The organism is Zhihengliuella sp. ISTPL4 (assembly GCF_002848265.1).
GTDB lineage: Bacteria > Actinomycetota > Actinomycetes > Actinomycetales > Microbacteriaceae > Microbacterium.
The window spans coordinates 2,273,644-2,299,251 of the sequence record NZ_CP025422.1; the positions used below are offsets into that span (position 1 = coordinate 2,273,644).

The window sequence follows — 25,608 nt, forward strand, 5'->3', positions numbered from 1 at the left end:
GCATCCCGAGCGGGAATGCAGCCCTGTGCGCGATCCGAAGCCGAGGTCAGAGCACCTTGGAGAGGAAGTCCTGGAGGCGCTCGTTCTTGGGGGCCCCGAACAGGTCGGCGGGAGTGCCCTCCTCGACCACGACGCCGCCGTCCATGAAGACCGTGCGGTCGGACACCTCGCGGGCGAAGCCCATCTCGTGGGTCACGAGCACCATGGTCATGCCGCCCTCGGCGAGGTCGCGGATGACTTGCAGCACCTCGCCGACCATCTCCGGGTCGAGGGCGCTGGTGGCCTCGTCGAACAGCATGATCTCCGGGTCCATCGCGAGCGCGCGGGCGATGGCCACGCGCTGCTTCTGACCGCCGGAGAGCGACGCGGGCTTCGCGTCCGCCTTCTCCGACAGGCCGACGCGCTCGAGCAGCGACCGGGCGCGGTCCCGGGCCTCGGCCTTCGTCATGCGGCCGAGTTCGACCGGGGCGAGCGTGATGTTCTCCAGCACGGTCATGTGCGGGAACAGGTTGAAGTGCTGGAACACCATGCCGATGCGCTGGCGCACCTCGTCCAGCTTCACGCTCTTGTCGGTGAGGTCGACCCCGTCGATGATCACGTGCCCCGACGTCGGCTCCTCGAGCTTGTTGAGGCAGCGCAGCAGCGTCGACTTGCCCGAGCCGGAGGGGCCGATCACCGCGATGACCTCACCGTCCTCGACCGTGAGATCGATGCCCTTGAGCACCTCGTTGTCGCCGAACGACTTGTGCAGGTCCCTGACCTCGATCTTGCTCATGCGTTGGCCTTCCTCTCCAGGCGGTTCGCGAGCAGCGTCAGCAGCGTGATCACGACGAAGTAGATGATGGCGACGATCGTCAGCACCTGCGCCGAGAGATACGTCGAGGCGATGATCTGACGCGAGACGAATGTCAGCTCGGCGAGACCGATGACGCTGATGAGCGAGGTGTCCTTGAGCGTGATGATGCCCTGGTTCACGAACGACGGGATCATGATCCGGAACGCCTGCGGCAGCACGACCTTGCGCATCGTCTTCCAGTGGCTGAGGCCGAGCGAGCGCGAGGCCTCCGCCTGACCGGGGTCGACGGCCTGGATGCCGCCGCGGATGATCTCCGTCATGTACGCACCGGTGTTCAGCGACAGGGTGATCGCCCCGGCGACGAACGGGTCGAACTTGAGGTCGGGGATCAGCTGCGGGATGGCGAAGAACACGAAGAACGCCTGGATCAGGATCGGGGTCCCGCGGAAGACGTAGACGTAGGCCGTCGCGATCCAGCGGAACGGCGCGAACTTCGACAGGCGTCCGAAACCGAAGATGATCCCGAGGATGAAGGCCGCGATCACCGCGACGATCGTGGCGAGGATGGTGAGCCACAGACCCTGCATGAGGGCCGGCCAGTACTTCACCGCGACCGAGATGATGTCGGTGGGCTGCGCCTCCTGTGCGTCGTCGCCCGATGCGAGGTAGGTGTCCACGATCTCGTCGTACTCGCCGGAGTCCTGCAGGTTGGCGAGGCCGGCGTTGAACATCTCCCGGAGCTCGGCGTTCTCGCCCTTGTTGACCGCGAAGCCGTACTCGCCGCCGAGCGCGGGCTCGCCGACCAGACGGAATCCGGACCCCTGCTGGATGCCGTAGGCGAGCACGGGGAAGTCCTCGAAGTAGCCGACGGCCTGCCCCGCCTTGACCGCATCGACCATGTCGGTCGTGTCCTGGTAGGGCGTGATCCGGAAGCCGTACTCGTCGGCGTTCTCCTCGGCGAAGGTCTGCCCCTGCGTGCCGGTCTTGACCGCGACGGTCTTGCCCTCGAGGTCGTCGAGGGACTCGATGTCGCTGGACTCGAGCACCCCGAGCTGCACGCCGCTGGTGAAGTACGGGTCGCTGAAGTCGAAGGTCTGCTGGCGCTCCTCGGTGATCGACATCCCGGCCATGACGGCGTCGACCTGGTTCGACTGCAGCGCCTGCACGGCGGCGTCGAAGCCGAGCTGGCGGATCTCCACGTCGAAGCCCTGGTCCTCCGCGATCGCGCGCAGGAGGTCCATGTCGATGCCGACCAGGTCGCCGGACTCGTTCGTGAACTCGAACGGCGCGAAGGTCGTGTCGGTGCCGATGACGTAGGTCTCGCCGTCGTCGGCCGCGGTGGCGGGCGCGGCTCCGGCGAGCAGTGCTCCGGCGGCGACGAACGCGGCGAGGGCGGTCGCGCCGACGGTGCGGCCGAACCGCCGTAGACGGCTCGGCGGAGAGGATGGATAGCGGCTCACGTCGAGTGCTCCTCGGGGTTCGGAAGGGCGACCCGGCGGCCGCCGACCATCCACCCTAACCCTGCGGCTCCTGCGCACCGGAATCTCGGAGGGTCGCCCGACATTGCCGGAACCCGCGTGGATACCGGCGTGTCGGGGTCATCGCGGTCACGCCGGAGAGGTCGCGGCGACGGCCTCGTCCTTCCGATCCTGCCCGCGGAGGAACAGCGAGGCGACCAGCGCGATGAGGATCACGCCCGCGGGCAGCAGCAGCGTCTCGGACATGCCGGCCGCGAAGCCCTCCGCGACCTGCGGCGGCAGCGCACCGCCGCCCGTGCCGGCCGGAGCGTCGGCCAGACCGGGGAGATTCGCCTCCAGCCGCGACTGCATGAACGCGGCGATCGAGGCGGAGCCGATGACCGAGCCGATGGTGCGGGTGGTGTTGTAGATGCCCGCGCCGGCACCGGCCTGCCGCGGCGGCAGCTTGCGCGTGGCCGTGGTCGCCAGCGGCCCCCACATGCCCGCGTTGCCGATGCCCATCAGCGCGGACGGCAGCAGGAACATCAGGATCGGGGTGTCCATCGTGGTCAGGGCGGAGTACCAGACCAGGGCACCCGCGACGCAGAGCAGACCGGGGACGAGGATGATGCGCGGGTCGACGCGGTCCAGGATCTTCCCGGCGACCGGGGCGAGCACCCCCGACAGCACGGCCATCGGGATGAGCAGCATCGCCGCCTCGGTCGGGGTGAGACCGCGCGCGGACTGCAGGAAGAACATCATCGGCAGCGACATGCTCGTGACGGTGAAGCCGACCGCGGCGATCGCCACGTTCGCGCCGGAGAAGTTGCGGTCGCGGAAGAGGGCGAGCGGGACGAGGGGTTCGCTGCGGGTGCGGGCCTGCTGCACGATGAAGAGCGCGAGCACCACGACGCCGGCGATGATGAGGCCCCAGACCGAGATCGGACCCACGATGGCCCCCCAGTCGTACTTCTCGCCCTCCTGCAGCCCGAAGACGATGAGGAACAGCGCGACCGCGCTGAGCACGACGCCGACGAGGTCGAACCGGTGCGGGTGCGTCTTCAGCTTCGGCACGAGGATCCAGGCGAGCACGAAGGCGACCACGCCGACCGGGAGGTTGACGAAGAAGATCCACTCCCATCCGAAGCCGTCGACGAGCAGACCGCCGGCGAGCGGGCCGACGAGCGTGGCGACGCCGGCCGTGGCACCCCAGAGACCCATCGCCGCGCCGCGCCTGTTCGGCGGGAACGTGCGGGTGATGACGGCCATGGTCTGCGGCGTCATGAACGCGGCGCCGAGACCCTGGACCGCGCGGGCCGCGATCAGGCCCTCGAGCGTCGTCGACAGTCCGCACCAGAGCGAGGCGAGCGTGAAGACCGCGAGCCCGATGAGGTAGATGTTCTTCGGCCCGAAGCGGTCGCCGAGTCGTCCGGTGATGAGCAGCGGCACGGCGTAGGCGAGCAGGTAGGCGCTGGTGACCCACACCACGTTGTCGAGGTTGTTCGTGTCGGGGTCGAGGGCGGTCTTGATCGCCGGGTTCGCGACGGAGACGATCGTGGTGTCGACGAGGATCATGAAGAACCCGATGACGAGCGCCCACAGCGCGGGCCACGGGCTCTTCGGCGCGTGACCGGCGGCGAAGGGTCCGGTCTCGGGTCCCGAGGTCTGACGGGATTCGGTCATTGCTGTGCAGCCTTTCGCTGGGCGCGGTAGCGGTCGGTGTCGTCGAAGGCGTCGGGTCCCCAGCGGAGCTCGTCGCCGCCGAGGCGGGTGAGGAGGGAGTCGAGCCAACGCAGCTCGGCGTCGAGCAGCGCCTCCTGCCGTTCGATCTCGACGAGGACCTGCGGCGGGACGCCCTTGGTGCGGGCGGCGGCGAGGCCGTCGTGGTGCAGCGCGTACGAGGCGATGAGGGCCTCCCGTCGCTCCTGCAGCAGCGCGATGGCGTCGTCGCGGTCGAGGTTGTGCGCCTCGGCGAGCGCGACGCGGGCGTCGGTCTCACGGTCGATGCGGGGAAGGGCGCGCCGCACCCACGCGACCACCGCCTCTCGGCCGGCGTCGGTGAGGGTGTAGGTCGTGCGTTCCGGGCGGTTGCCCTCCCGATCGGTGCCGACCTCGTCGAGCAGTCCCGCCCGCTGGAGCCGGGCGACGGTGTGGTAGAGCGTGCCGTTGGTGACGGTGATGAGCCGGTCGTCGTGACGCGCGCGGAGCAGGCGCACCATCTCGTACGGGTGCATGTCGCTCTCGCGGAGCAGCGCGAGCACCATCACCCCGAGCGGCGTGAGCGCCGCCACCACGTCCTTCCCCACGCGCCCGCCTCCTGCCTCGCCCTCCGAATAGTCCACATGGACTATACACCCGCCCCTCCTGCGCCGAGACCCCGGGTTCTGGGTCAGCCGAGCGCGCGGAGGGCGGAGCCCTTGTGGGCGGCCTGATCTCCGCTCTTCTCGGATGACACGATGTACGCGGGGTCATCCTCCGACGCGGTGAAATGCTGGCCGGCGAACGTGAAGTCCTTCGTCCTCTTCTCCTCCACGGTTCCGCGCGTCCGCCCCTGCGGCGTGTTCCAGCTCACCCGGTCCCCTTTCGACAGCTCCTTCGACATCCCTGCTCCTTTCGTCCCGGCGATCCTCGTCGTCCCCGGGCTCCGCCCAGTGCCCCTTGACAGCGACGCGGGGGACGGCGTCTCGGCGCGGGACCGGGATAATGGGCGGGTGAGCACACCGTCCGCAGGAAACGCGCAGGCCATCCCCGGGTGGCGACACCTCTACTCCGGAAAGGTCCGCGACCTCTACGCCTCGGAGGACCCGGCCGACACCCGCATCCTCGTCGTCGCGTCCGACCGGGTCAGCGCGTTCGACGTCGTGCTCTCCCCCGGCATCACCGACAAGGGCGCCCTTCTGACGCGCCTCAGCCGCTGGTGGTTCGCCCAGCTCGACGTGCCGAACCACCTCACGGACGGCGATCTGCCGGAGGAGGTGGCCGATCGCGCCATGCTCGCCCAGTCGCTCGAGATGCTGCCGATCGAGTGCGTGGTGCGCGGGTACATCACCGGCTCCGGCTGGGCCGAGTATCAGGAGCACGGCACCGTGTGCGGCATCGCCCTGCCGGAAGGCCTGCAGAACGGCGACCGTCTGCCCGAGCCGCTGTTCACCCCCGCCTACAAGGCGCCGATGGGCGAGCACGACGAGAACATCACGTTCGACCGCGTCGTCGAGCTCGTCGGGGCGGACCGGGCCGCCGAGCTCCGCGACGCGTCCCTCGCAATCTACCGTCGCGCCGCGGCCATCGCCGAGGAGAAGGGCCTCATCCTCGCCGACACGAAGTTCGAGTTCGGGACCGACGCCGACGGCACCCTCCGCCTCGCCGACGAGGTCCTCACGAGCGACTCCTCCCGGTACTGGGACGCCGAGGCCTGGCGCACGGGGTCGACCCCGGCCGAGCGGATGGCGAGCTTCGACAAGCAGATCGTGCGCGACTGGCTCGCGGCGAACTGGGACAAGCAGGGCGAGCCCCCCGTGCTGCCCGAGGAGGTCGTCGCGCGGACGGCCGCCCGGTACCGCGAGCTCATCGACCGCCTCGGCGCCTGAGACTGGCCCCCTCGCGGCCGCCGGACGCACAGGGAAAACTCAGGAATCGGTAGTGTTGCTCCAGCACTCCGCCCCCGATCCCGAACCCTGAGGAGCCCGCATGGCTTTGTGGAAGCTGCACGGAAACGGCCGCACCGTCGAGCCCGGCGCCGTCGTCACCCCCGAGGAACGTCTGTCCTGGCCCGCGACCATCGCCATCGGCGCGCAGCACGTCGTCGCGATGTTCGGCGCCACGTTCCTCGTGCCGACGCTCACCGGCTTCCCCGTGTCGACGACCCTGCTCTTCAGCGGCATCGGCACGTTGCTCTTCCTCCTCATCACGAAGAACCAGCTGCCGAGCTACCTCGGCTCCTCGTTCGCCTTCATCGCCCCCATCACCGCGGCCGTCGCGGCGGGCGGCACCGGCTCGGCGCTCGCGGGCGTGGTCGCGGTGGGCGTGCTCCTCGCGGTCGTGGGCCTCGTCGTGCAGTTCGTCGGCCTGCGCTGGGTCGACGCCCTGATGCCCCCGGTCGTCGCCGGCGCCATCGTCGCGCTCATCGGCTTCAACCTGGCGCCGACGGCCTGGAGCAACTTCGCGCTCGACCCGGTGACCGCCACGATCACCCTCGTCGCGATCATCCTCTTCGCGGTGCTCTTCCGCGGCTTCCTCGGCCGGATCTCGATCTTCCTCGGCGTCGCCGTCGGCTTCATCTGGGCTGCGTTCAACGGCTCGTTCGAGGTGCCCAATGCGCTTCGTGGCGACAAGACCCCCGCCGAACTCATCGCGGACGCCCCCTGGATCGGCCTCCCGCACTTCCAGTTCCCCGACTTCGTCGAGCCGGGCACCTGGTCGACCATCGCGATGTTCCTGCCCGTCGTGCTCGTGCTCATCGCGGAGAACGTCGGCCACGTGCGCGGTGTCGCGACCATGACCGAAGACCCCGCGATCAACCGCCACACCGGCCGCGCGCTCATCGCCGACGGCGTCGCCACGACCATCGCGGGTGGCTTCGGCGGCTCGGGCACCACGACCTACGGCGAGAACATCGGCGTCATGGCCGCGACCCGCGTGTACTCCACCGCCGTGTACTGGGTGGCGGGTCTGTTCGCGATCCTCCTCGCGTTCTCGCCCAAGGTCGGCGAGGTGTTCAACTCGATCCCCGCCGGCGTGCTCGGCGGGGCGACGACGGCGCTCTACGGCCTCATCGGCATCATCGGCATCAAGATCTGGGTGGACAGCCGCGTCGACTTCTCCCGACCGGTCAACCAGTACACCGCCGCGGTCTCGCTCGTGATCGGCATCGCCGGGTTCACGATGCAGCTCGGTGACTTCGCCTTCGGCGGGATCGTGCTCGGGACGGTCGCGGCGCTGCTGATCTACCATCTGGGCAACCTCATCGCCCGGGCGCGCAAGACCGGTGCCGACGACCCGAAGCCGCTCGAGCCCGTCGGCCCCCTCGGCGGCGACCCCGCCTAAGGTCCCACCCGGATGCGTGCGGGACGGGTTTCGCCCCTCCCGCACCCCTCGAAGGCCCGTTTTCGCACTCCCACCGTTCTCCGGGTGCGAGCCCGGACGGAAAACGCCCCTTCCTCTCACGAGGAAGGGGCGTTTTCGCACTCGCCTGCCCGCGGGGGCGGGACCGGTCAGGCGATCGTAGCGAGGAGGGCGTCGGCGGAGAGGATGGCGCCGGTGTCGGCGCGGAGGGTGAGGGTGCCGGCGCGGTGCGCGGTGACCGTCGTCTCCATCTTCATCGCGTCGAGCACGGCCACCGGGTCACCCTCGGCGACCACGGCCCCGTCGTCGACGAGCCACCGCACGAGCGTGCCCGGCGCGGGAGCCCGGAGGTCCGAGGGGTCCGCGGCAGACACGGGTGCCACGACGTCCCCCGCCGGGCGGCCGATGCCCGCCAGCAGCTCCGCGGGGAGACCGAGCATCACGCGGCGGCCGTCGATCTCCACCGGGAACCGCTGCAGTCCCGAGACCGGGGCGACGGCCGGCCGCGGCTGCGCCTCCAGCGCCGGGAGCAGCACGGTCTCGATCCACTGGGTGTGCACGGCGAAGGTCGCCGTCGCGAACGCGGGGACGTCGATGGCACGGAGATCGAACGGGATGACGGTCGCCGGGCCCTCGACCGTGAGCTCGCGCAGCGCCCGACGCGCACGGACGAGGGCCGCGTCGCGCGTCTCCGCGTGCACGATGAGCTTCGCGATCATCGAGTCGAACGCGGGCTGCACGGTGTCTCCGGCCTCGATACCGCTGTCCCACCGCACGCCGGGTCCACCGGGAATCCGCAGGCCGTCCACCCGCCCGGGGCTGGGCAGGAATCCGCGGCCGGGGTCCTCGGCGTTGATGCGGAACTCGAACGCATGCCCGGTCGGCGCCGGGGTGTCGGTGAAGGACGGCCCCTCGCCGAACGCGATGCGCAACTGCTCGCGGACGAGGTCGGTCCCGGTGACCTCCTCGGTCACGGGATGCTCGACCTGCAGCCGCGTGTTCACCTCGAGGAACGAGATCGTGCCGTCCGCGGCGAGGAGGAACTCGACCGTGCCGGCACCGCGGTACTGCACCTCGGCGCAGATCGCCCGCGCCGCGTCGTGGAACGCGGTCCGCTGCGCCGCCGTCAGACCGGGCGCGGGAGCCTCCTCGATGAGCTTCTGGTTGCGCCGCTGCATCGAGCAGTCGCGGTCGCCCACGACCACCACGCCGCCGCGCCCGTCGCCGAGCACCTGCACCTCGATATGCCGCGGACTCTCCAGGAAGCGCTCCACGAAGCACTCCCCGCGGCCGAACGCGGCGGTCGCCTCCCGGGTGGCCGCATCGAACGCGTCGGCGACCTCCGCGAGCTCGCGGACGACCTTGAGCCCACGGCCTCCCCCGCCGAACGCGGCCTTGATCGCGATGGGCAGGCCGTGCTCCTCGGCGAACGCCACCGCCTCCTGCGGTCCGGACAGCGGCTGATCCGTGCCCGCGGCGAGCGGCGCACCGACGCGCTGCGCGATCCGGCGCGCGGTCATCTTGTCGCCCAGCGCGTCGATGCTCTCCGGCGAGGGCCCGATCCAGACGAGTCCGGCGTCCTCGACGGCCCGGGCGAAGGCGGCGCTCTCGGACAGGAAGCCGTAGCCGGGGTGCACGGCGTCGGCACCGCTGCGGCGGGCCGCGTCGATCAGCGCCTCGATGGACAGGTACGTCGTCGCTGCGGTGTCGCCGTCGAGGCCGACCGCCTCGTCCGCGAGCCGCACGTGCAGGGCGTCCGCGTCCTGGTCGGCGTAGACGGCGACCGACGTGTAGCCGGCCTCGGCGCACGCGCGGATCACGCGGACCGCGATCTCGCCGCGGTTGGCGATCAGCACAGTGGTCATGAGGTCTCCTTGACGGTGAAGCGCACCCGCACACCCGGCGGGAGCTGGGCGGCGAGGTCGAGGCTGCGATCGGTGAGGGCACCGATGATGGGGTAGCCGCCGGTGAGCGGATGATCGGGGAGGAAGAGCACGGGCTGCCCGTCCGGCGGCACCTGGATGGCCCCGGTCACGGCGCCTTCGCTCGGCAGCTCACCGCCGACCGCGCGTTCCAGGGGCACGTCGCCCTGCAGCCGGATGCCCACGCGGTCGGAGCGCGGCGTGACCGTCCACTCCTGCGCGGTGAGCGCGTCGATACCGGCAGCGGTGAACCAGTCGTCGCGGGGCCCGAGCGTGATCTCCAGCGTGACCAGCTCCCCGGCGGCGGGAAGAGGGCGCGGCACCGGGTCCGGTTCGACGGCGGCCACGGCGGCAGCCCCGATCGGAAGGAGATCGCCGGCAGTCAGCGGCGCGGGGCCCAGACCGGCGAGGGTATCGGTCGCACGACTGTCGAGTGCCGCGGCCGGAGCGAGACCGCCGCGGACCGCGATCACGGACCGGAGTCCGCGCTCCGGGTGCCCCAGCGTGAGCTCGTCGCCGTCGACGATCGCGAACGGCACGCCGGGGAGAAGTGTGCGCTCGGTCCCGTCGACGTCGGTGAGCGTGAGCGAGCCCGTGGCCCCGGTGACCGCGGCCACGCCCGCACCGTGGAAGCGCAACACGGCCCCGCCGACGCTCTCCAGCACGGCTGCGGCCGGTGTGTTCCCCACCGCCCGGTTCGCCGCGTGCATCGCGACGCGATCGGCGACGCCGGAGGCCGAGACGCCCAGCGCTGCGAATCCGGGGCGTCCCGCGTCCTGTACGAGGAGCTGCAGCGACGGTCGCACGACCTCGACCGCAGGACCGTCCCCGCGGCGGTCGACGCGCGTCGCGTCGGCCGCCACCGTCGGCGACGCCGCCACCGACTCCCGCTCCGCACGCACGAAACGCACGCGGCGACCCGGCGCGAGCAGAGCCGGCGGGTCGCGGTCGATGTCCCACATCTCCAGGGCGGTGCGGCCGATGAGCTGCCAGCCGCCCGGGCTCTCCCGCGGATACACGCCGCTGAACGCCCCGGCGAGGGCGACCGAGCCGGCGGGCACCCGGGTGCGGGGCGACGACCGCCGCGGCACGTCGAAGAGCGGGTCGCCACTCACGGCGTAGCCGAAGCCGGGGGCGAAGCCGGAGAAGGCGACGCGCCAGTCGGCGGCGAGGTGACGGGCCACGAGCTCCTCCGCCGAGACGTCGAGGAGCGCGGCCGCCTCCTCCAGATCCTCCCCGTCGTAGCGGACCGGGATGATGACCTCGCCGGCATCGGGCAGCGCCGCGGCGTCGACCTCGGTCGCGGCGAGTACCTCTGCCAGCGCGGCGGCCGAGGTGCGGTGCGGGTCGAAGCGCACGAGCACCGTGCGCGCCCCGGGGATGCGTTCGACCACACCCGGGACGCCGTCCCACGCCAGATTGAGCCGCATGGCCTGCTCGAGGTCGTCCGCCTCGACGAGCAGCGCGCTGTCGGAGGCCGTGAGGATGCGCATCAGACCCGGTACTCCGCATCCGGCACATCGGTGACGAACATGTACCCCGGGGCGTGGGTGACGGCGAACGGCGGCTTCGACGCCATGATCGCCGCCTGCGGGGTCACGCCGCACGCCCAGAACACGGGGATCTCGCCGGGGCGGATCTCGGGGGCGTCGCCGAAGTCGGGCGTCATCACATCGGTGATGCCGAGCGTCGCCGGGTCGCCGATGTGCACCGGCGCACCGTGCACCGCCGGGGTGCGTCCGGAGATCTGCACGGCATCGGCCACGCGGTCCGCGGGAATCGGTCGCATCGAGACCACCATCTCGCCGCGCAGCCGTCCGGCCGGTGTGCAGTCGACCGCCGTGCGGTACATCGGGACGTTGCGCCCGAGCTCCTGATGACGGATCGGGATCCCGGCCTCGGCGAGCCCCGTCTCGAACGTGAAGCTGCAGCCGATGAGGAAGGCGACGAGGTCGGGATGCTCGTCCCACGCCGCCGTCGCGTCGGACACCTCCTCCACGAGCTCGCCGTCTCGCCAGATGCGGTAGCGCCCGATGTCGGTGCGGATGTCGCTGCCCGGCGCGAGCCGCGACTCCACCTCGCCCTGCTCGATCACCTCGAGGACCGGGCAGGGCTTCGGGTTGCGCTGCGCATAGAGGAGGGTCTCGAAGGCCCAGTCCGCCGGCACGGCGATGAGGTTCGCCTGGGTCAGCCCCGGGGCGACGCCGCTCGTGGGTGCGGCGTGGCCGGCGCGGTGCGCCGCACGGGCGGCGCGGGCGTCGGCGAGCTGGGCGGGGGTCGCGAGCACGGCCATGTCAGGCTCCGGCGAACGGGGCGATGGCGATGCCCTCTGCCTGCAGCAGGCGCTTCGTCTCCGCCGCCATAGCGACGGATCCCGGGCTGTCTCCGTGCACGCAGATCGACTGCGCGGACACGGCCACGTCGGTGCCGTCGATCGCCCGGATCACGCCGTCCGCGGCCAGGCGCACCATCCGCTCCGCCACCGCGAGGGGGTCGTGCAGCACGGCCCCCTCCTCGGTGCGGGAGACGAGCTGACCGTCCGGCTGATACGCGCGATCGGCGAAGGCCTCCGCCGCGACCGCGAGCCCCGCCCGTTCGGCGACGTCGAGCACGACGCCGCCGGCGAGGCCGAGCAGCACGAGCGAGGGGTCGATCGCCCTGATCGCCGCCACGACGTCCTTCGACTGCCGCTCGTCGCGGGCGATGGTGTTGTAGAGCGCCCCGTGCGGCTTGACGTAGGAGACCCGCCCGCCGACCGCCGCGGTGAGCCCGAGGAGCGCACCGAGCTGGTATTCCACGTGCGCCTGCAGCGTGGCCGAGTCGATGTCGACCTTCGTGCGCCCGAAGTTCTCGTAGTCGCGGTACCCGGGGTGGGCGCCGATCACGACGCCGCCGGCGACGGCCGCGGCCAGGGTCTCGCGGATGCCTTCCGGGCTGCCTGCGTGGAACCCGCACGACACGTTCGCGCTCGTGACGATCTCGAGCATGCTCGCGTCGTCGCTGACGATCCGGTCGGGGACGTTCTCGCCGAGGTCCGAGTTCAGGTCGATGGTCGCCATGTCACGCTCCGATTCCGAGGAAGGCGAAGATGGGGCCGATCGAGACGGCGCCCATGTACCAGGTGAGCGCGGTCACGACGGTGCCCGCGATGAGCAGCCACATCGGGTACTTCCGGTCGCCGAGAAGGTCGCGGCGGAACCAGCCGATGTACATGAACACCGTCAAGCCGATGGGGAGGATGAGGCCGTTGAAACCGCCGACGAACACGAGGATCGCGGCCGGGGCCGTGCCGATCGCGAGGTAGACGCCGAGGGAGACGACGATGAACGCGACGGTGGCGAGCTGCAGCGGCCAGCCCCCGCGGAGCTTGGCGGTGAAGGTCGAGAGGAACGTCGCCGAGGTGTACGCGGCACCGATGACCGAGCTGATCGCGGCGGCCCAGAAGATCGCGCCGAAGACCCGCAGCCCCGCGTCGCCGAGCACCGCACCGAACGCCTGCCCCGCCGGGTTCGCGGCCTGCGAGGAGAGGTCGAGCGCGACACCGGACGCCACCACGCCGAGGATGGCGAGGAACAGCACGTAGCGCATGATGCCGGTCACGATGATGCCATTGGCGGCGGCGCGCATGACGGGCTTCGCGTACTGCGGGCCCACGTGGCCGGAGTCGAGGTAGCGGTGGGCGCCGGAATAGGTGATGTAGCCGCCGACCGTGCCGCCGACGATCGTCGTGATGGTGGCAAAGTTGAGCTGGTCGGGCACGAAGGTCTGCCGCAGGGCGTCGCCGACCGGCGGCTGGGCGATGAACGCGACGACGAGGGTCATCACGATCATGCCGACGCCGAGGACGATGAGCACGATGTCCATCACCTTGCCGGCCTTCTTCACGAGGAAGATGATGATCGCGAGGGCCGCCGTCAGCGCGCCTCCCAGCTTCGGGTCCAGGCCCAGGAGCGCGTTCAGTCCGAGGCCGCCACCGGCGATGTTGCCGATGTTGAACGCGAGTCCGCCGATGACGACGAGGACGGCGATGACGTGGCCGGAGAAGGGGATGGCGCTGTTGGCGAGCTCGCCGGCACGCTTGCCGGACGAGGTGATCATGCGCCAGATGTTCAGCTGCACCGCGATGTCGACGAGGATCGACACGAGGATGGCGAACGCGAACGCGGCTCCCATCTGGGCGGTGAACGTCGCGGTCTGGGTGATGAAGCCCGGACCGATGGCGCTCGTGGCCATGAGGAAGATGGCGCCGATGACGGCACTGCGGCCGGCGCGCTTCTTCGCGTGGGCGGCGCGGGCTTCGTCCTCGGGGCTGAGGGCGGGGGCGGACTGCTCGGACATAGGGGGTCCCATCGTCGTTGGTGGGTGTCGGGTGACCCCCAGTGTAGAACGGACAGAACCCGATTGTTCAACAATCATGTTTCCGTCGTGCTACAGCGTGATTGCTTTTCGGTAATGATCGGCGCGACCCCGCCCCTACGATGAAGGCATGAACCAGCAGGGCCCGCTCGCCGACGTACTGCGTCAGCGCATCATCGACGGCGACGTCGCCCCGGGATCCCGGCTGTCCGAGTCGGCGCTGTCCGAGAGCTTCGACGTCTCCCGCAACACCCTGCGCGAGGCGTTCCGCGTGCTCGCGGAGCAGGGCCTCGTCGAGCACGTCCCGCACCGCGGGGTCTCCGTCGCCTCCCCTTCGATCGCCGACGTCATCGACATCTACCGGGCTCGCCGGGTCATCGAGTGCACGGCTCTCCGACAGTCCGAGCCCGAGCATCCCGCCGTGCAGCGCATGACCGACGCGGTCGCCGCGGCCGAGGCCGCCGTGGCCGGAGTCACCCCCGATGACACGGTCGCCTGGCGCGCGGTCGGCAGCGCGAACATGGCGTTCCACGTCGCCCTCGTCGATCTCGCCGACAGCCCCCGCCTCGCCCGCACCTACCGGAACGTCGCGGCGGAGCTGCGGCTCGCGTTCCTCAAGATCGACGATCCCCGCGCGCTGCACGAGCCGTTCGTCCGGAAGAACCGCGCCGTCCTCGACACGTTCCTGACGCGGGGGGCCGAAGCGGGGGCAGCCGAGCTGGAGCGGTACCTCGTGCAGTCGGAGCGGGTCGTGCTCGGCGCGTTCGGGCGGATGCACCTGAGCTGAACCCGGGTCTCGGGTCAGGACGGATCCGTCCGCAGCGCCGCCGTTGCCCGCGGGCGCGGCTCCCCCCGCTGCGGCGCCGGCACACCGGGCAGGGCGGCGTCCGGCTCCGGGAGCCCGTACCGGCGGTGTAGCCAGCGTCGCGCGTCCTCGAGCGGATAGGTGTCGCCGAAGACGCAGTACTTCACGAACACCCCTTCCAGGGTGCTCCGAAGCATGATCTCCTCCAGCGCCGGGTCCTCCGCGCCGCGCGCCCGGAACAGGGCGCGTACCGCGTCCTCGGCTGCGGTCTCCCCTTCGGCGTAGCGCTGCTCGGACTCCGCGAAGAGTCGATGCGTCAGCGGCTGCTGCTGCATCGCGAGCACCGCGCGCTGGAGCGGCATCGCGAATGCGGTCGCGCCGATCGCTCCGTCGATGATGGCGCCGAGCATCTCGTCGGGCGTGCCCTCGACCTGCGCGAACGCCAGGACCGTCTCGAACCAGCGGTCGATCACCGCGGCGACGAGCTGATCCTTGCCACCGAAGTGGTAGTTCACCAACCCCTGGGCGACCCCGGCGCGACGGGTGATCTCAGCGATGCCCGCCCCGGCGACGCCACGCTCGCTGAAAACCTCGATCGCCGCCTGAAGGATGTTCTCGCGCGCGCGCTCCCGCGCCGCACGGTTCTGCTCATCCGTTCGCGCCATACGGCATCCACCTCTCGGGCTCGGCGGAATTCCCTCGCGGGCCGTCTCGGGATAGATTAATCACTGAATGCTCGTTCAACCTATGGAGGGTGCGAGCACTCGCGGCGCGGGGGTTCGCCGCAGCGGGCCACGGACGCGTCTTCCGCCGATGGAGGGGGTGGCGGAGACGCGTCCGTGGTCATCCTCGACCTCCGGCATACGACGACGGACCGACGACCAGGACCGGTCGTCGACCGCCGGTGCCGACGTCCGGCCGAGCCGCGGCGGCACCTTCGACGGTGAGCGATTCCGTCGATTCCTGACCTGAGGGCAGAAAGCGCGCGACGGACCGTGTCGCGCCTTGACCCCACCGAAACGGCGACGTTAGCGTGAGCGGGCTTCGGCCCCTCGCTGGCAGCGATGCTCACCGTTCCGGCCGGAGTCCGCTCGCCCAACGGGCGCGCGGCACCGCTCAGATCGAAGAGGATCTTCCATGCGATTCACCAGAAAACTCGCGCTCGCCGCCACCGCGGCGGCCGCGCTCAGCCTCAGCGCGGTCATCCCCGCCACGGCCGCGTCCCCCGACGACTCCGCACCCTCGTATCAGGAGTTCGCGTCGTCCACCTATCGGGATGTCGACGGCGCCTACATCGTCAACGGCGACGAGGTGATCTCGAACAAGAAGGAGCTGCGCGCGTTCTACGACCGGCTGATCGGCCCCGAGACCCGCAATGACGGCCTCATCGTCAACACGGTCAACAACATCGACGACAGGTGGTCGGCCTCCCAGGTCGCCAACCTCACGTACTGCGTGAGCACGAAGTTCGGCAGCCGTCACGCCGACGTCGTCCGGGCGATGGAGGGAGGTGCGGCGCTCTGGGAGTCCGCGTCGTCGAAGATCGACTTCCGCTACGTGAGCAGCGCCGACGCCAATTGCACCACGCGGAACAACGCGGTCGTCTTCTCCGTGGAGCCGGTGGCGACGACGCAGTACATCGCCCGCGCGTTCTTCCCCAGCACGCCGGCCCGGCAGCAGAACGTGCTCATCGACGACTCGATCTGGAGCGCCGGCGCGTGGACGCCGACGAACGTGCTCGGCCATGAGCTCGGCCATGTGCTCGGCTTCCGCCACGAGCACACCCGCCCGGAAGCGGGCACGTGCTTCGAGGACAACAACTGGCGTCCGCTCACTCCGTACGACTCGTCGTCGATCATGCACTACCCGCAGTGCAACGGCAGCTCGGACGACCTGTCGATGACGGCCGCTGACCGCACCGGCGTCGTCTCCCTTTACGGGAACTGACGCGTCGCCGCAGTTGCGGCGGCTCCCTCGAGGCCCGGTCGTCCGCGACCGGGCCTCGAGCGCGTCCGCACCGGCGCGACTCAGGCGGAACCGCGGACGACGAGCTCCGTGGGAAGGATGGTGGTGCGCGGCGGGTCTTCCCCGGCAAGTCGGGAGAGCAACACCTGCGTCATCGCCTCGCCCTGGGCGTACATCGGCTGGCGCATCGTCGTCAGGGGCGGATCGGTGGTCAGCGCCACCGACGAGTCGTCGAATCCGACGAGCGCGATGTCCTCGGGCACCCGCACCCCCGCGCCCCGCAGCGCCGTCAGCGCCCCTCGGGCCATGAGGTCGCTGGCGACGAAGATCGCGTCCGGTCGCCCTTCCGCGAGCAGACGGCGGGCGGCATCGGCTCCGCTCGCCTCGCTGTAGTCGCCCTCCTCCTCCTCGAAGGGCGTCAGCCCCGCGGCGGCGAGCGCGGCGCGGAACCCCTGCACGCGGTCGGTCGACGAGGGCATCGTGAGCGGGCCGGAGATCGTGGCGATGCGGGTGCGTCCGATGTCGACGAGGCGCTGCGTGGCTTCGCGCGCTCCCGCGACGTTGTCGACATCGACCACGTAGTCCCCCTCGGCGCGGCGCACCGGGCGGCCGCCGTAGACCACGGGAACGGCATCGGCGATCCGATCGACGAACGCGTCACTCGTGTGGTGCGACACGATCAGCGCGCCGTCGACGCCGCCGTTGCGCACGAAGCTCGTCATCTTGTCACCGGGGTCGTCGCTGGCGATCAGCAGGTTCAGCAGATAGTCGGAACTGCGGAGGGCACCGGTGATGCCGGCCACGATCGCCGCGAAGAACGGGTCGCCGAAGAAGCGCGTCGTGTCCTCGGGGACGATCAGGGCGATCGCGTGCGTCTGCCGGGAGGCGAGCGAGCGCGCGGCCCGGTTCGGGACGTAGTTGAGCTCGTCGATCGCGGCGCGCACGGCGGCGAGCGCTTCCGGGCTGACCGCCGTCGACCCGTTCACCACACGCGACACGGTCGACCGCGACACACCGGCGGTCGCTGCGACCTCCTCGATGGTCGCCCGGGGCGACATCATCGCTTGCTCTCTTCCATCGCCCCATTCTCATCCACCGGGAGCCTGGCCGTGAAAATCCCCGCTTCGAATCGCCCGATTGGTCTCATCTCGGTCGCGGATGGAGCCCATCGGGCGATTCGCACGGGTCAGAGGGAGCGCGCGGCGATGATCCGGGCGTACTCGCGGCCGGAATCCTTGACCGTCCGCTCCTGGGTGTCGTAGTCCACGCGGACGATCCCGAAGCGCTTGTCGTACCCCCAGGCCCACTCGAAGTTGTCGAAGAGGGACCAGTAGAAGTAGCCGCGGACATCCACCCCGCTGTCCCTGGCATCCAGCACGGCGTCGAGGTGCGCGCGCAGGAAAGCGGTGCGATCCACATCGGGCACCCGCGTCTCCCCGTCCTCCCCCACGACGGTGTCGTCGTAGGCCGCGCCGTTCTCCGTCACCGAGAGCACCACGCCCGCGGGCTCGGCGTACTCGGTCCAGAGCCTCTGCAGCAGTCGCGTGAGTCCCTCGGGCTGGACCTCCCAGCCCTGGGCCGTACGGGGCAGACCGCGCTCGACCGCGTGGATGCCCTCGTGCGAGGGGTACGGGCTGCGCGTCACGTGCGCCGTCTCCGGGCCGCTGGACACCGCCGCGTCGTCGGGCCCCGTGCCGGACACGAGGTCGCCGTGGTAGTAGTTCACGCCCTGTGTGTCGATGGGCTGGGCGATGGTGTCGAGGTCGCCCTCGTGCACCGCCGCCTCGAACCGCGCCACGGCCTCGGGCTCCACCGCGCGGATGTCCTCCACGGTGTCGGCGGGGTAGGCGCCGCGGTAGATGGGGTCGAGGAACCAGCGGTTGAACTGGCCGTCCAGCCGCCGGGCGGCATCCACATCCGCGGGGTTCTGCGGGTCGGCGGGATCGGCCACCGTGTGGTTCAGCGTGATGCCGAGGTTGAGGGAGGCGTCGCGGCCGCGGAGCTCCCGCACCGTCGCACCGTGCGCGAGCAGCAGGTGATGCGAGGCCAGCAGCCCCTCGGCCACGCTCGTGTGCCCTGGCGCGTGCTCGCCCCCGGTGTAGGAGAGGAAGGACGAGCACCACGGCTCGTTGAGGGTCGTCCACACGTTCACCCGGTCGCCGAGGGCGTCATGCATGGTGCCCGCGTACTCCAGGAAGCGGTTGACGGAGTCACGGTTCGTCCAGCCCCCGATCTCCTGCAGGGCCTGCGGCATGTCCCAGTGGTACAGCGTGAGCCAGGGCAGGATGTCGGCCGCAAGGAGCTCGTCGACGAGGCGGCTGTAGAAGTCGACGCCCGCCTGGTTGACCGCGCCGCCGTCGGGGCGCACCCGCGACCACGAGGTGGAGAAGCGGTACGTCTGCAGCCCGAGCTCCTTCATCAGCGCCACGTCCTGCGGATACCGGTGGTAGTGGTCGCACGCCACATCCCCGTCGTCGCCACCGACCACGGCTCCCGGCACCCGGCAGAAGGCGTCCCAGATGGATGCCGTCCGTCCGTCCTCGAAGGCGGCACCCTCGATCTGGTAGGCCGCGGTCGCCGCGCCGAAGAGGAAGTCCGAGGGGAAGGCACGCGTCATAGGGGTCATCCTTTCACCGCGCCCGCCATGATGCCACTGACCAGCTGCCGCCCTGCGATCACGAAGAGCACGAGGAGCGGAAGGGTCGCGAGCACCGCGCCGGTGAGCACGATCGAGTAGTCGATGTAATAGCCGGACTGCAGCTGACTGAGCGCCGTCTGCAACGTCGGGTTCTGAGGGGAGAGCACGATGAGGGGCCAGAGGTAGTCGGTCCAGGCGGTCATGAACGTGAACAGTCCGAGGATCGCCATGGCCGGCCGCGCCGCGGGCACCCCGACGGTGAGGAACGTGCGGAACTGGTTCGCGCCGTCGACCCTGGCGGCCTCGATGAGCTCGTCCGGGATCACGTCCACGAGGTATTGCCGCATGAAGAACACCCCGAACGCCGTGACGAGGGTCGGCACGATCACCGCACCGATCGTCCCCGTCCAGCCGAGTTCGCGCATCAGCATGAACAGCGGGATGATGCCGAGCTGCGTGGGGATGGCCATGGTCGCGATCACGAACACCATGAGGCCGTCCCGCCCGCGGAAGCGCAGCTTCGCGAACGCGTAGCCGGCGAGCGTCGAGAACGTGACGACGGAGATGGTGATGATCGTCGAGATGAGGAACGAGTTGCCGAGCGCGAGCCAGAACGGGATCGCATCGAACACCTTCGCCGCGTTCGCGAGGAAGTTGCCGCCGGGGAGGAGGGGCAGGGTCTCGCCGCGGGTCGCGTTGGTCCCGCTCGCCACGACGAACGACCACCACAACGGGTAGGCGCCGCCGATGACGAAGGCCGCGAGGAGTCCGTAGGTGAGGAAGCCGGGGCGGCTGCCAAGGCCGGCGCTCCCGCTCGCGGCACCGCGCCGGCGGCGGATCCGCTCCGGCACGCTGAGGGCCTGGGTGGCGGTCATCGCGCCTCCTCCTTCCCGGTCGGGCGGATGCGGCGTCGGGCCGCGCGGTTCTTCGGGGCGTCTCCGGTGGCGATCCGCCGGGAGATCAGGAAGTTGATGAGGCCGATCGCGACGATCAGCAGGAAGAGCAGGATGGCGACGGCCGAGGCCTCCCCGAGGTCCCGGCGGAAGAACGCCAGCTCCCAGAGGAACAGCACCGTCGTCTGGAACTGCCGGTCGCTGCCGCCGATGCCGCCCGCGGTCGAGACGTCGAACAGCCGGGGCTCGGCGAAGATCTGCAGGCCGCCGATGGTCGCCGTGATGATGACGAAGATCAGCGTCGGGCGGATGGTGGGGATCGTGATGGCGAAGAACCGCCGCACGGCCCCGGCGCCGTCCAACGCGGCGGATTCATAGAGGTCGCGGGGTACGGCCTGCATCGCGGCGAGGAGGATGAGGGCGTTGTAGCCGGTCCAGCGGAAGTTCACCATGACGGCGATCGCGATGTGCGAGAGGAACGTGTCGTGCTTCCACTGCTGATCGGCGATACCGACGAGGTTGAGGAGGTTGTTGGCCAGTCCGTCCGCCTCGTTGAAGATGCTGGAGAAGATGATCGCCACGGCCACCGGGGTGACCACGAACGGGATGAGGACGCTCATCCGCCAGAACGTCGGCGTCCGCAGTCCGCGGTCGAGCAGGTAGGCGATCACCAGGGCGACGGCGAGCTGCGGGATGGCGGAGAGCAGGAAGATGCTCAGCGTGTTCCGGATGGAATTCCAGAACATGCCGTCGCCGAGGATGGCCGCGAAGTTCCCGAAGCCGACGAACGGCCCCTCGCCCTTCAGGAGATCCCACTCGTGCACCGCGACCCACACCGTGTACAGCAGCGGGAAGAGGCCGATGAGACCGAAGAGGAGGAAGAACGGGGAGATGTAGAAGTACGGCGAGGCGCGGTGGTCGAAACGGGAGAGGCGGGTGCGCCAAAAGCGTCGCGGCGGGGCATCGGTCGCCGCGGGGGCGGCGGCCTGCTGCTCCGCGGGCGGGGCGGTGAGGGTCATGGGCGTGTCCTTAGCCGGGCTTCGACAGGCTCAGCCACCCGCTCTGGGTCGCTGAGCCTGTCGAAGCGAGATGATCAGCCGACGAGGTCGTTCAGGAGGCCGATCGCCTGGTCCCAAGCGCCCTGCGTGTCGGTCTCACCGCGGTCGAGCGCGCTCAGCGCCGGGCCGAACACGTTCTCCTGGATCACCGAGTCGTCGGCACCCTTGAACTGCGCGACGACGCCCTTGGCGCGCTCGGCGAGGATGGCGCCGGTCGGCGCATCGTTGAAGAACGCGTTGGGCGTGGCCTCCTCGGCGAGGGACTCCTGCGCCTTGATGGTCGAGGGGAAGTTGCCCGCGGCGGCGGACTGCTTCACCTGCTGCTCGGGCTGCGTCAGCCAGTCGGCGAGCTCTGCGGCGGCCTCCTTCTGCTCCGAGGACTCCGGGATCGACAGGAACGCACCGCCCCAGTTGGCCGCGCCGCCCGGGAACACGTCCGCGAAGTCCCAGCCGGTCGACGCGTCGCCGCCGCCGGCCTCGACCTGGCCCTGCACGACGCCGAGCATCCAGCCGGGGCAGACGAAGGTGGCGAAGGTGCCGTCGACGAACGACTTGCCGCCGTTCCAGTCCCACGCGGTCTGCGCCGCGGACTGGCCGCCCTCGGTCGCGGCGCCGAGGAGCTCGAAGCGCTCCTGGAGCTCGTCGTTGCCCTCGACGTTCAGCTCGCCGTCGGCGGTGTAGTAGCCCTCGTCGAGCTGGTTGACCATGGCGTTCCAGACGAAGCCGGAGTGGTCGTACCAGGCCTTCCCGGTCTTCGCGGTGTAGTCGGCGCCGACCTGGAAGTAGTTCTCCCAGTCGCCGTTGAGCAGCTCGGCGACGGATTCGCGGTCGCTGGGCAGGCCGGCGGCCTCGAACGCGGCGCCGTTGTAGCAGATGCCGCTCGGGCCGATGTCGGTGCCGTAGCCGATGACGCGGCCCTCGGCGTCGGTCGCCTGACCGTACTTCCAGTCGACCCAGTCGTCCTTGCGGTCCTCGATGCCATAGTCGCGCAGGTCGACGAAGGTGTCGGAGACGTCCATGATGGCGCCGAGCCAGCCCTCCTCGATCGCGACGATGTCGCTGAGGCCGGAGCCGGCGGCGATCTTGGTGAAGGCGTCCGTGCGGGCGTTGCCGCCGGTGTCGATGTTGGTCGCCTCGATCGTCACGTTCGGGTGCGCCTTCTCATACTCCTCGTAGAGGTCGTCGTAGCCGAAGGTGCCGAAGGTGGTGACGGTCAGTGTGACCTTCTCGTCGGCGCTGGCGCCAGTGTCGCCGTCGCCGCCGGTGCTGCCGGAGCAGCCGGCCAGGGCGAGGGCGGAGACGGATGCCACGGCGGCTGTCGCCAGGATCCGGGTGCGGGCACGTGAGTTCACGGTTCACTCCTTTGTGGGTTCGTGCGGGTGGTGGTGCGTGGGGACTTGTGGGAGCGCTCCCACAAGGTTGTCGTGAACTCTATGGGAGCGCTCCCACAATGTCAAGAGCGCCGTTTGAAGGCCCCTCCCGCGGAACCGGCGTACCCTTGTCCGGTGCCCGAAGCCACCCTCTCCCCTGCTCTCACCCGCGCCGAATCCCTGATCCGCAGCATCCCGGACTACCCGGAGCCCGGCATCATCTTCCGCGACATCACGCCGCTCCTCGCCGACGCGGAGGCCCTCCGCGTGACGACCGAGGCGATCATCGAGCCCTTCGCGGGGCAGTTCGACGTGGTGGCCGGTATCGAGGCGCGGGGCTTCATCCTCGCCGGCGCGGCCGCCATCGCTGCCGGTGTCGGGCTGATCCCGATCCGCAAGGCGGGCAAGCTCCCGCGCCCGGCGGCGTCGGTCGACTACGCCCTGGAGTACGGCACGGCGACCATCGAGATGCACGATGATCTGCCGACCGGCTCCCGCGTCCTCCTCATCGACGACGTGCTCGCGACCGGGGGCACCCTGGCGGCCGGTCGTCAGCTCGTGGAGCGTCTCGGCAGCCACGTCGCCGGCATCTCGGTGCTCTTCGAGATCGACGGCCTCGGCGGCCGCGAGGCGATCGGCGACCTCCACACCGTCTTCCACTCCTGATCCCGAGACCCCGGGTTCCCGCCGACACCCCGGCGTGGCGGCGGCTGCAGGGCGGGGTCTTGGCGAGAGTCCGGGGTCTCAGCGGAGCATCCGCGGGCGGTAGACTGAACGCGCCCGTCCGCCCGCGACTCTTGGAGCCGTCATGCCCACCATCGTCGTCGACGTCATGCCCAAGCCCGAATTGCTCGACCCGCAGGGGAAGGCCGTCTCCGGCGCCTTCGCCCGTCTGGGCGTCGAGGGCTTCACCGACGTCCGCATCGGCAAGCGCTTCGAGCTCACCGTCGAGGGCGAGGTCACCGACGAGGTCCTCGCCGAGGCCCGTCGCATCGCCGACGAGGTCCTGTCGAACGCCGTGATCGAGGATGTCGTGGGCGTCGAGGTGGCGGAGTGACCGTCCGCATCGGCGTCGTCACCTTCCCCGGCTCGCTGGACGACGTCGACGCGCAGCGCGCCGTCCGCATCGCCGGGGCGGAGCCGGTCGCGCTGTGGCACGGCTCGCACGACCTCGAGGGCGTCGACGCCCTCGTCCTCCCGGGCGGATTCAGCTACGGCGACTATCTGCGCGCCGGCGCCATCGCCGCCCTCTCGCCCATCATGGCCGAAGTCAAGGACGCCGCAGCCAAGGGCATGCCCGTCCTCGGGATCTGCAACGGCTTCCAGATGCTCGTCGAGGCACACCTGCTGCCCGGCGGCCTGATCCGCAACAACCACCAGCACTTCGTGCGCCGCGACCAGAAGCTCACGGTCGAGAACGCCGACACCGCCTGGACCAACGCCTTCCGCACCGGCCAGGAGATCATCATCCCGCTGAAGAACGCGGACGGCGGCTACATCGCCGACGAGCAGACGCTCGACCGCATCGAGGGCGAGGGTCTCGTGGCGTTCCGCTATGCCGGCGTGAACCCGAACGGCTCCCTGCGCGACATCGCGGGGCTGACGAACGAGGCCGGCAACGTCGTGGGGCTCATGCCGCACCCCGAGCACGCCACGGAGCCCGGTTTCGGTCCGGACACCGCCGTCGCGATGCGCAGCGGCGTCGACGGCCTCGACTTCTTCACGAGCGCGATCGCCGCCGTCGCCCGCGTCGCCGCCTGACCCCTCCGTCGACCCACCCCTCTGCGTGCGCCCCAGCCCGTTGCGGACGCGCTGAAGGGGCCGGGGCGACCGCAAGAGGCCGGGTCGACAGACGAGGTCAGGGGAGGCGGAAGGGGTTGTCTCCCACGGCCGCGAGCAGGTACCAGGCCGTCGTGCCCGTGTGCAGGCTCGCGTAGTAGAGGTCGCCGAAGCCGGAGTCGAGCCCGTCGGTCGACGTCGCCACGATGCCCTTGCCGTCGCCGTTCGCGGCATCGCGCTGCGCCAGACGGATGTCGGCCAGCAGCTCGTCCGCGCGGACCTGATCCCCCGCGGCGCCGCGCTCCTGCAGCGCCAGCGCGAGGTGTCCGCTGCCCTCGAACCAGACCTTCGACACGTCCACGTCGCTGATCGACGGACCGCGGTACGGACCGTCCTGGGCCATTAGGTGCGCGAGCGTCCAGTCGACGGCCGATCCGTATCGGGCATCCCCGGTGCCGAGCAGGCTCCACGTCTGCGCATCGAGCGGGATCGGGCGCGTGTTGATCGTGCTGCCATCGAGCAGCGTCCCGGTGTCCACGTGCCCGTCGCCGCTCTGCATCGCCGCGACGAAGTCTGCGGCCACCGCCGCTCGCTCCGCCCACACCGCGTCCCCCGTGAGCGGGGCGAGCTGGGTGAAGAATCCGGCGATGTCGCTGTTGTGCTCGGTGGACTTCCACTCCAGCGGCACCCCGGTATCGGTCTGCCCGCCGGTGTAGCCGTAGGGCGCACGGGTCATGTCGGCGGTGTTCTCCTGGATCCACTCCGCGATGCGCACCGCGCCGTCGAGGTACCGTGTCTCCCCGGTGGCGTGGAAGAGCCGGGCGAGCGCCATGCCGACCCACGCCTGGTTTCCGGTGAAGGTGCCGGGCCCGGTGATCTCCATGCGTCCCTGGCGGATGCCGTGCGGCTCGTACGACGTGCGGACGCGGCCGTCGCCGATCGGGTCGTTCTCCTGCACGAACAGGAGGGTGTCCGCGACGGCCCGCGCGCGGCGCAGGTCGTCCGGCAGGCCGCGCGCCGTGTAGGCGATCACCACGAGGGCGTCGTCGTAGACGAACGAGGGCGTGAAGTCCCAGGAGGGCGTGGTGAAGAACCCGCCCTCGTAGCTGCGGGGCAGGCAGCGGCCCTCACCGTCGCAGAACTCGTCGACCCGTGCGTCGAGGAACTCGTAGGCGAGCGCGACCGAGGCGGCAGGGTCGTTCACCGGGTCGGCCGGGGGCTGCGCGCGGGTGCCGAACGCATCAGACACGGCAGGTGCGGCACCGGCGAGCACGGCACCGACGACGAGGGCGGCGACGACCGCCCAGGGCGCGGATCGGCGGGCGGAAGCGGACATCACGACCTCTCGACAGCTGGGCCCCCGGGGAACATGTCGCGAGCGACACGGGGGGATGCTGGCAACCCTGTCATGACAGGAGGTGCGACCGGAAGTGTCTTTCGGCCACATGCGCGTGTACCAAAGCGGCCGGATGCGTGCAAGGCGTTTGCCGGACCGCGGAGGCGGCGCG

24 protein-coding genes are annotated in these 25,608 nt (G+C 70.5%); 7 read left to right on the forward strand and 17 right to left on the reverse strand.

Going from position 1 to position 25,608, the window contains the following annotated elements; all coding sequences use genetic code 11:
* Positions 1-46 precede the first annotated feature (46 nt).
* From CYL12_RS10885 to CYL12_RS10905, 5 genes are all read right to left on the reverse strand, one after another.
* Positions 47-775: an amino acid ABC transporter ATP-binding protein gene (locus CYL12_RS10885; RefSeq protein WP_060922441.1), complete on the reverse strand. Its 729-nt coding sequence runs from the start codon at positions 773-775 to the stop codon at positions 47-49.
* Positions 772-2,256, reverse strand: a complete 1,485-nt coding sequence (locus CYL12_RS10890) for an amino acid ABC transporter substrate-binding protein/permease (RefSeq protein WP_101847620.1) — start codon at positions 2,254-2,256, stop codon at positions 772-774. The genes CYL12_RS10885 and CYL12_RS10890 overlap by 4 nt, the downstream gene beginning before the upstream one ends.
* Before the next feature lie 147 nt (positions 2,257-2,403).
* A complete protein-coding gene (locus CYL12_RS10895; protein ID WP_101847621.1) occupies positions 2,404-3,936 on the reverse strand; it encodes a DHA2 family efflux MFS transporter permease subunit in 1,533 nt (510 codons plus the stop codon).
* The gene (locus CYL12_RS10900; RefSeq protein WP_233486714.1) at positions 3,933-4,559 is read right to left on the reverse strand and encodes a PadR family transcriptional regulator; all 627 of its coding nucleotides are present in this window, start codon (positions 4,557-4,559) and stop codon (positions 3,933-3,935) included. Before CYL12_RS10900 ends, CYL12_RS10895 begins: the two co-directional genes overlap by 4 nt.
* An 83-nt stretch (positions 4,560-4,642) precedes the next feature.
* Positions 4,643-4,855 (reverse strand): hypervirulence associated TUDOR domain-containing protein, encoded by a 213-nt coding sequence (locus CYL12_RS10905; protein ID WP_101847622.1) that lies wholly within the window; start codon positions 4,853-4,855, stop codon positions 4,643-4,645.
* Between the two features lie 109 nt (positions 4,856-4,964).
* On the opposite strand from CYL12_RS10905, the gene CYL12_RS10910 reads away from it, so the two are divergent.
* Positions 4,965-5,840, forward strand: coding sequence for a phosphoribosylaminoimidazolesuccinocarboxamide synthase (locus CYL12_RS10910; RefSeq protein WP_025105721.1), 876 nt, complete (start codon positions 4,965-4,967; stop codon positions 5,838-5,840).
* Between the two features lie 100 nt (positions 5,841-5,940).
* The gene (locus tag CYL12_RS10915) at positions 5,941-7,296 is read left to right on the forward strand and encodes a uracil-xanthine permease family protein (RefSeq protein ID WP_062637427.1); all 1,356 of its coding nucleotides are present in this window, start codon (positions 5,941-5,943) and stop codon (positions 7,294-7,296) included.
* 167 nt (positions 7,297-7,463) lie between these two features.
* On the opposite strand, the gene CYL12_RS10920 is transcribed toward CYL12_RS10915, so the two are convergent.
* From CYL12_RS10920 to CYL12_RS10940, 5 genes are read right to left on the reverse strand one after another with little or no spacing between them, the layout of a single operon-like run.
* Entirely contained in the window at positions 7,464-9,179 is a 1,716-nt protein-coding gene (locus tag CYL12_RS10920; protein ID WP_101847623.1) for an acetyl/propionyl/methylcrotonyl-CoA carboxylase subunit alpha, read from the reverse strand.
* On the reverse strand, positions 9,176-10,729 hold the full coding sequence (locus CYL12_RS10925) for a 5-oxoprolinase subunit B/C family protein (RefSeq protein WP_101847624.1): 1,554 nt from the start codon (positions 10,727-10,729) through the stop codon (positions 9,176-9,178). The genes CYL12_RS10920 and CYL12_RS10925 overlap by 4 nt, the downstream gene beginning before the upstream one ends.
* Positions 10,729-11,529 (reverse strand): putative hydro-lyase, encoded by an 801-nt coding sequence (locus CYL12_RS10930; protein ID WP_101847625.1) that lies wholly within the window; start codon positions 11,527-11,529, stop codon positions 10,729-10,731. The genes CYL12_RS10925 and CYL12_RS10930 overlap by 1 nt, the downstream gene beginning before the upstream one ends.
* A 1-nt stretch (position 11,530) precedes the next feature.
* Complete coding sequence (locus CYL12_RS10935; RefSeq protein WP_101847626.1) at positions 11,531-12,295, reverse strand: LamB/YcsF family protein; 765 nt, start codon at positions 12,293-12,295, stop codon at positions 11,531-11,533.
* Between the two features lies 1 nt (position 12,296).
* Positions 12,297-13,574: an NRAMP family divalent metal transporter gene (locus CYL12_RS10940; RefSeq protein WP_101847627.1), complete on the reverse strand. Its 1,278-nt coding sequence runs from the start codon at positions 13,572-13,574 to the stop codon at positions 12,297-12,299.
* A gap of 148 nt (positions 13,575-13,722) precedes the next feature.
* On the opposite strand from CYL12_RS10940, the gene CYL12_RS10945 reads away from it, so the two are divergent.
* The gene (locus tag CYL12_RS10945) at positions 13,723-14,379 is read left to right on the forward strand and encodes a GntR family transcriptional regulator (RefSeq protein WP_101847628.1); all 657 of its coding nucleotides are present in this window, start codon (positions 13,723-13,725) and stop codon (positions 14,377-14,379) included.
* Between the two features lie 14 nt (positions 14,380-14,393).
* Here the strand turns inward: CYL12_RS10945 and CYL12_RS10950 are convergent, their stop codons facing one another.
* A complete protein-coding gene (locus tag CYL12_RS10950) occupies positions 14,394-15,062 on the reverse strand; it encodes a TetR/AcrR family transcriptional regulator (RefSeq protein ID WP_101847629.1) in 669 nt (222 codons plus the stop codon).
* A 472-nt stretch (positions 15,063-15,534) separates the two neighbouring features.
* Between CYL12_RS10950 and CYL12_RS10955 the strand changes: the two genes are divergently transcribed.
* On the forward strand, positions 15,535-16,344 hold the full coding sequence (locus tag CYL12_RS10955; protein WP_101847630.1) for a M57 family metalloprotease: 810 nt from the start codon (positions 15,535-15,537) through the stop codon (positions 16,342-16,344).
* A gap of 80 nt (positions 16,345-16,424) precedes the next feature.
* Here the strand turns inward: CYL12_RS10955 and CYL12_RS10960 are convergent, their stop codons facing one another.
* The 5 genes from CYL12_RS10960 to CYL12_RS10980 all read right to left on the reverse strand — a co-directional run bounded on the left by CYL12_RS10960 (position 16,425) and on the right by CYL12_RS10980 (position 22,303).
* A complete protein-coding gene (locus CYL12_RS10960) occupies positions 16,425-17,420 on the reverse strand; it encodes a LacI family DNA-binding transcriptional regulator (protein ID WP_101848765.1) in 996 nt (331 codons plus the stop codon).
* A 128-nt stretch (positions 17,421-17,548) separates the two neighbouring features.
* A complete protein-coding gene (locus CYL12_RS10965; RefSeq protein ID WP_199399108.1) occupies positions 17,549-18,979 on the reverse strand; it encodes a GH1 family beta-glucosidase in 1,431 nt (476 codons plus the stop codon).
* Between the two features lie 5 nt (positions 18,980-18,984).
* Positions 18,985-19,875 carry a carbohydrate ABC transporter permease gene (locus tag CYL12_RS10970; protein ID WP_101847632.1) on the reverse strand — a complete coding sequence of 297 codons (891 nt, stop codon included), beginning with the start codon at positions 19,873-19,875 and terminating at the stop codon, positions 18,985-18,987.
* Complete coding sequence (locus CYL12_RS10975) at positions 19,872-20,912, reverse strand: carbohydrate ABC transporter permease (protein ID WP_101847633.1); 1,041 nt, start codon at positions 20,910-20,912, stop codon at positions 19,872-19,874. Before CYL12_RS10975 ends, CYL12_RS10970 begins: the two co-directional genes overlap by 4 nt.
* Positions 20,913-20,986: 74 nt before the next feature.
* Positions 20,987-22,303 carry an ABC transporter substrate-binding protein gene (locus CYL12_RS10980; protein WP_101847634.1) on the reverse strand — a complete coding sequence of 439 codons (1,317 nt, stop codon included), beginning with the start codon at positions 22,301-22,303 and terminating at the stop codon, positions 20,987-20,989.
* 153 nt (positions 22,304-22,456) lie between these two features.
* Here CYL12_RS10980 and CYL12_RS10985 point away from each other — a divergent pair, with 153 nt between their 5' ends.
* From CYL12_RS10985 to purQ, 3 genes are all read left to right on the forward strand, one after another.
* On the forward strand, positions 22,457-22,987 hold the full coding sequence (locus tag CYL12_RS10985; protein WP_101847635.1) for an adenine phosphoribosyltransferase: 531 nt from the start codon (positions 22,457-22,459) through the stop codon (positions 22,985-22,987).
* A gap of 142 nt (positions 22,988-23,129) precedes the next feature.
* Positions 23,130-23,378, forward strand: coding sequence for a phosphoribosylformylglycinamidine synthase subunit PurS (gene purS, locus CYL12_RS10990; RefSeq protein WP_025103985.1), 249 nt, complete (start codon positions 23,130-23,132; stop codon positions 23,376-23,378).
* A complete protein-coding gene (gene purQ, locus CYL12_RS10995) occupies positions 23,375-24,082 on the forward strand; it encodes a phosphoribosylformylglycinamidine synthase subunit PurQ (RefSeq protein ID WP_101847636.1) in 708 nt (235 codons plus the stop codon). The genes purS and purQ overlap by 4 nt, the downstream gene beginning before the upstream one ends.
* A gap of 97 nt (positions 24,083-24,179) precedes the next feature.
* On the opposite strand, the gene CYL12_RS11000 is transcribed toward purQ, so the two are convergent.
* Entirely contained in the window at positions 24,180-25,436 is a 1,257-nt protein-coding gene (locus CYL12_RS11000) for a YyaL domain-containing protein (RefSeq protein ID WP_101847637.1), read from the reverse strand.
* Positions 25,437-25,608 lie beyond the last annotated feature (172 nt).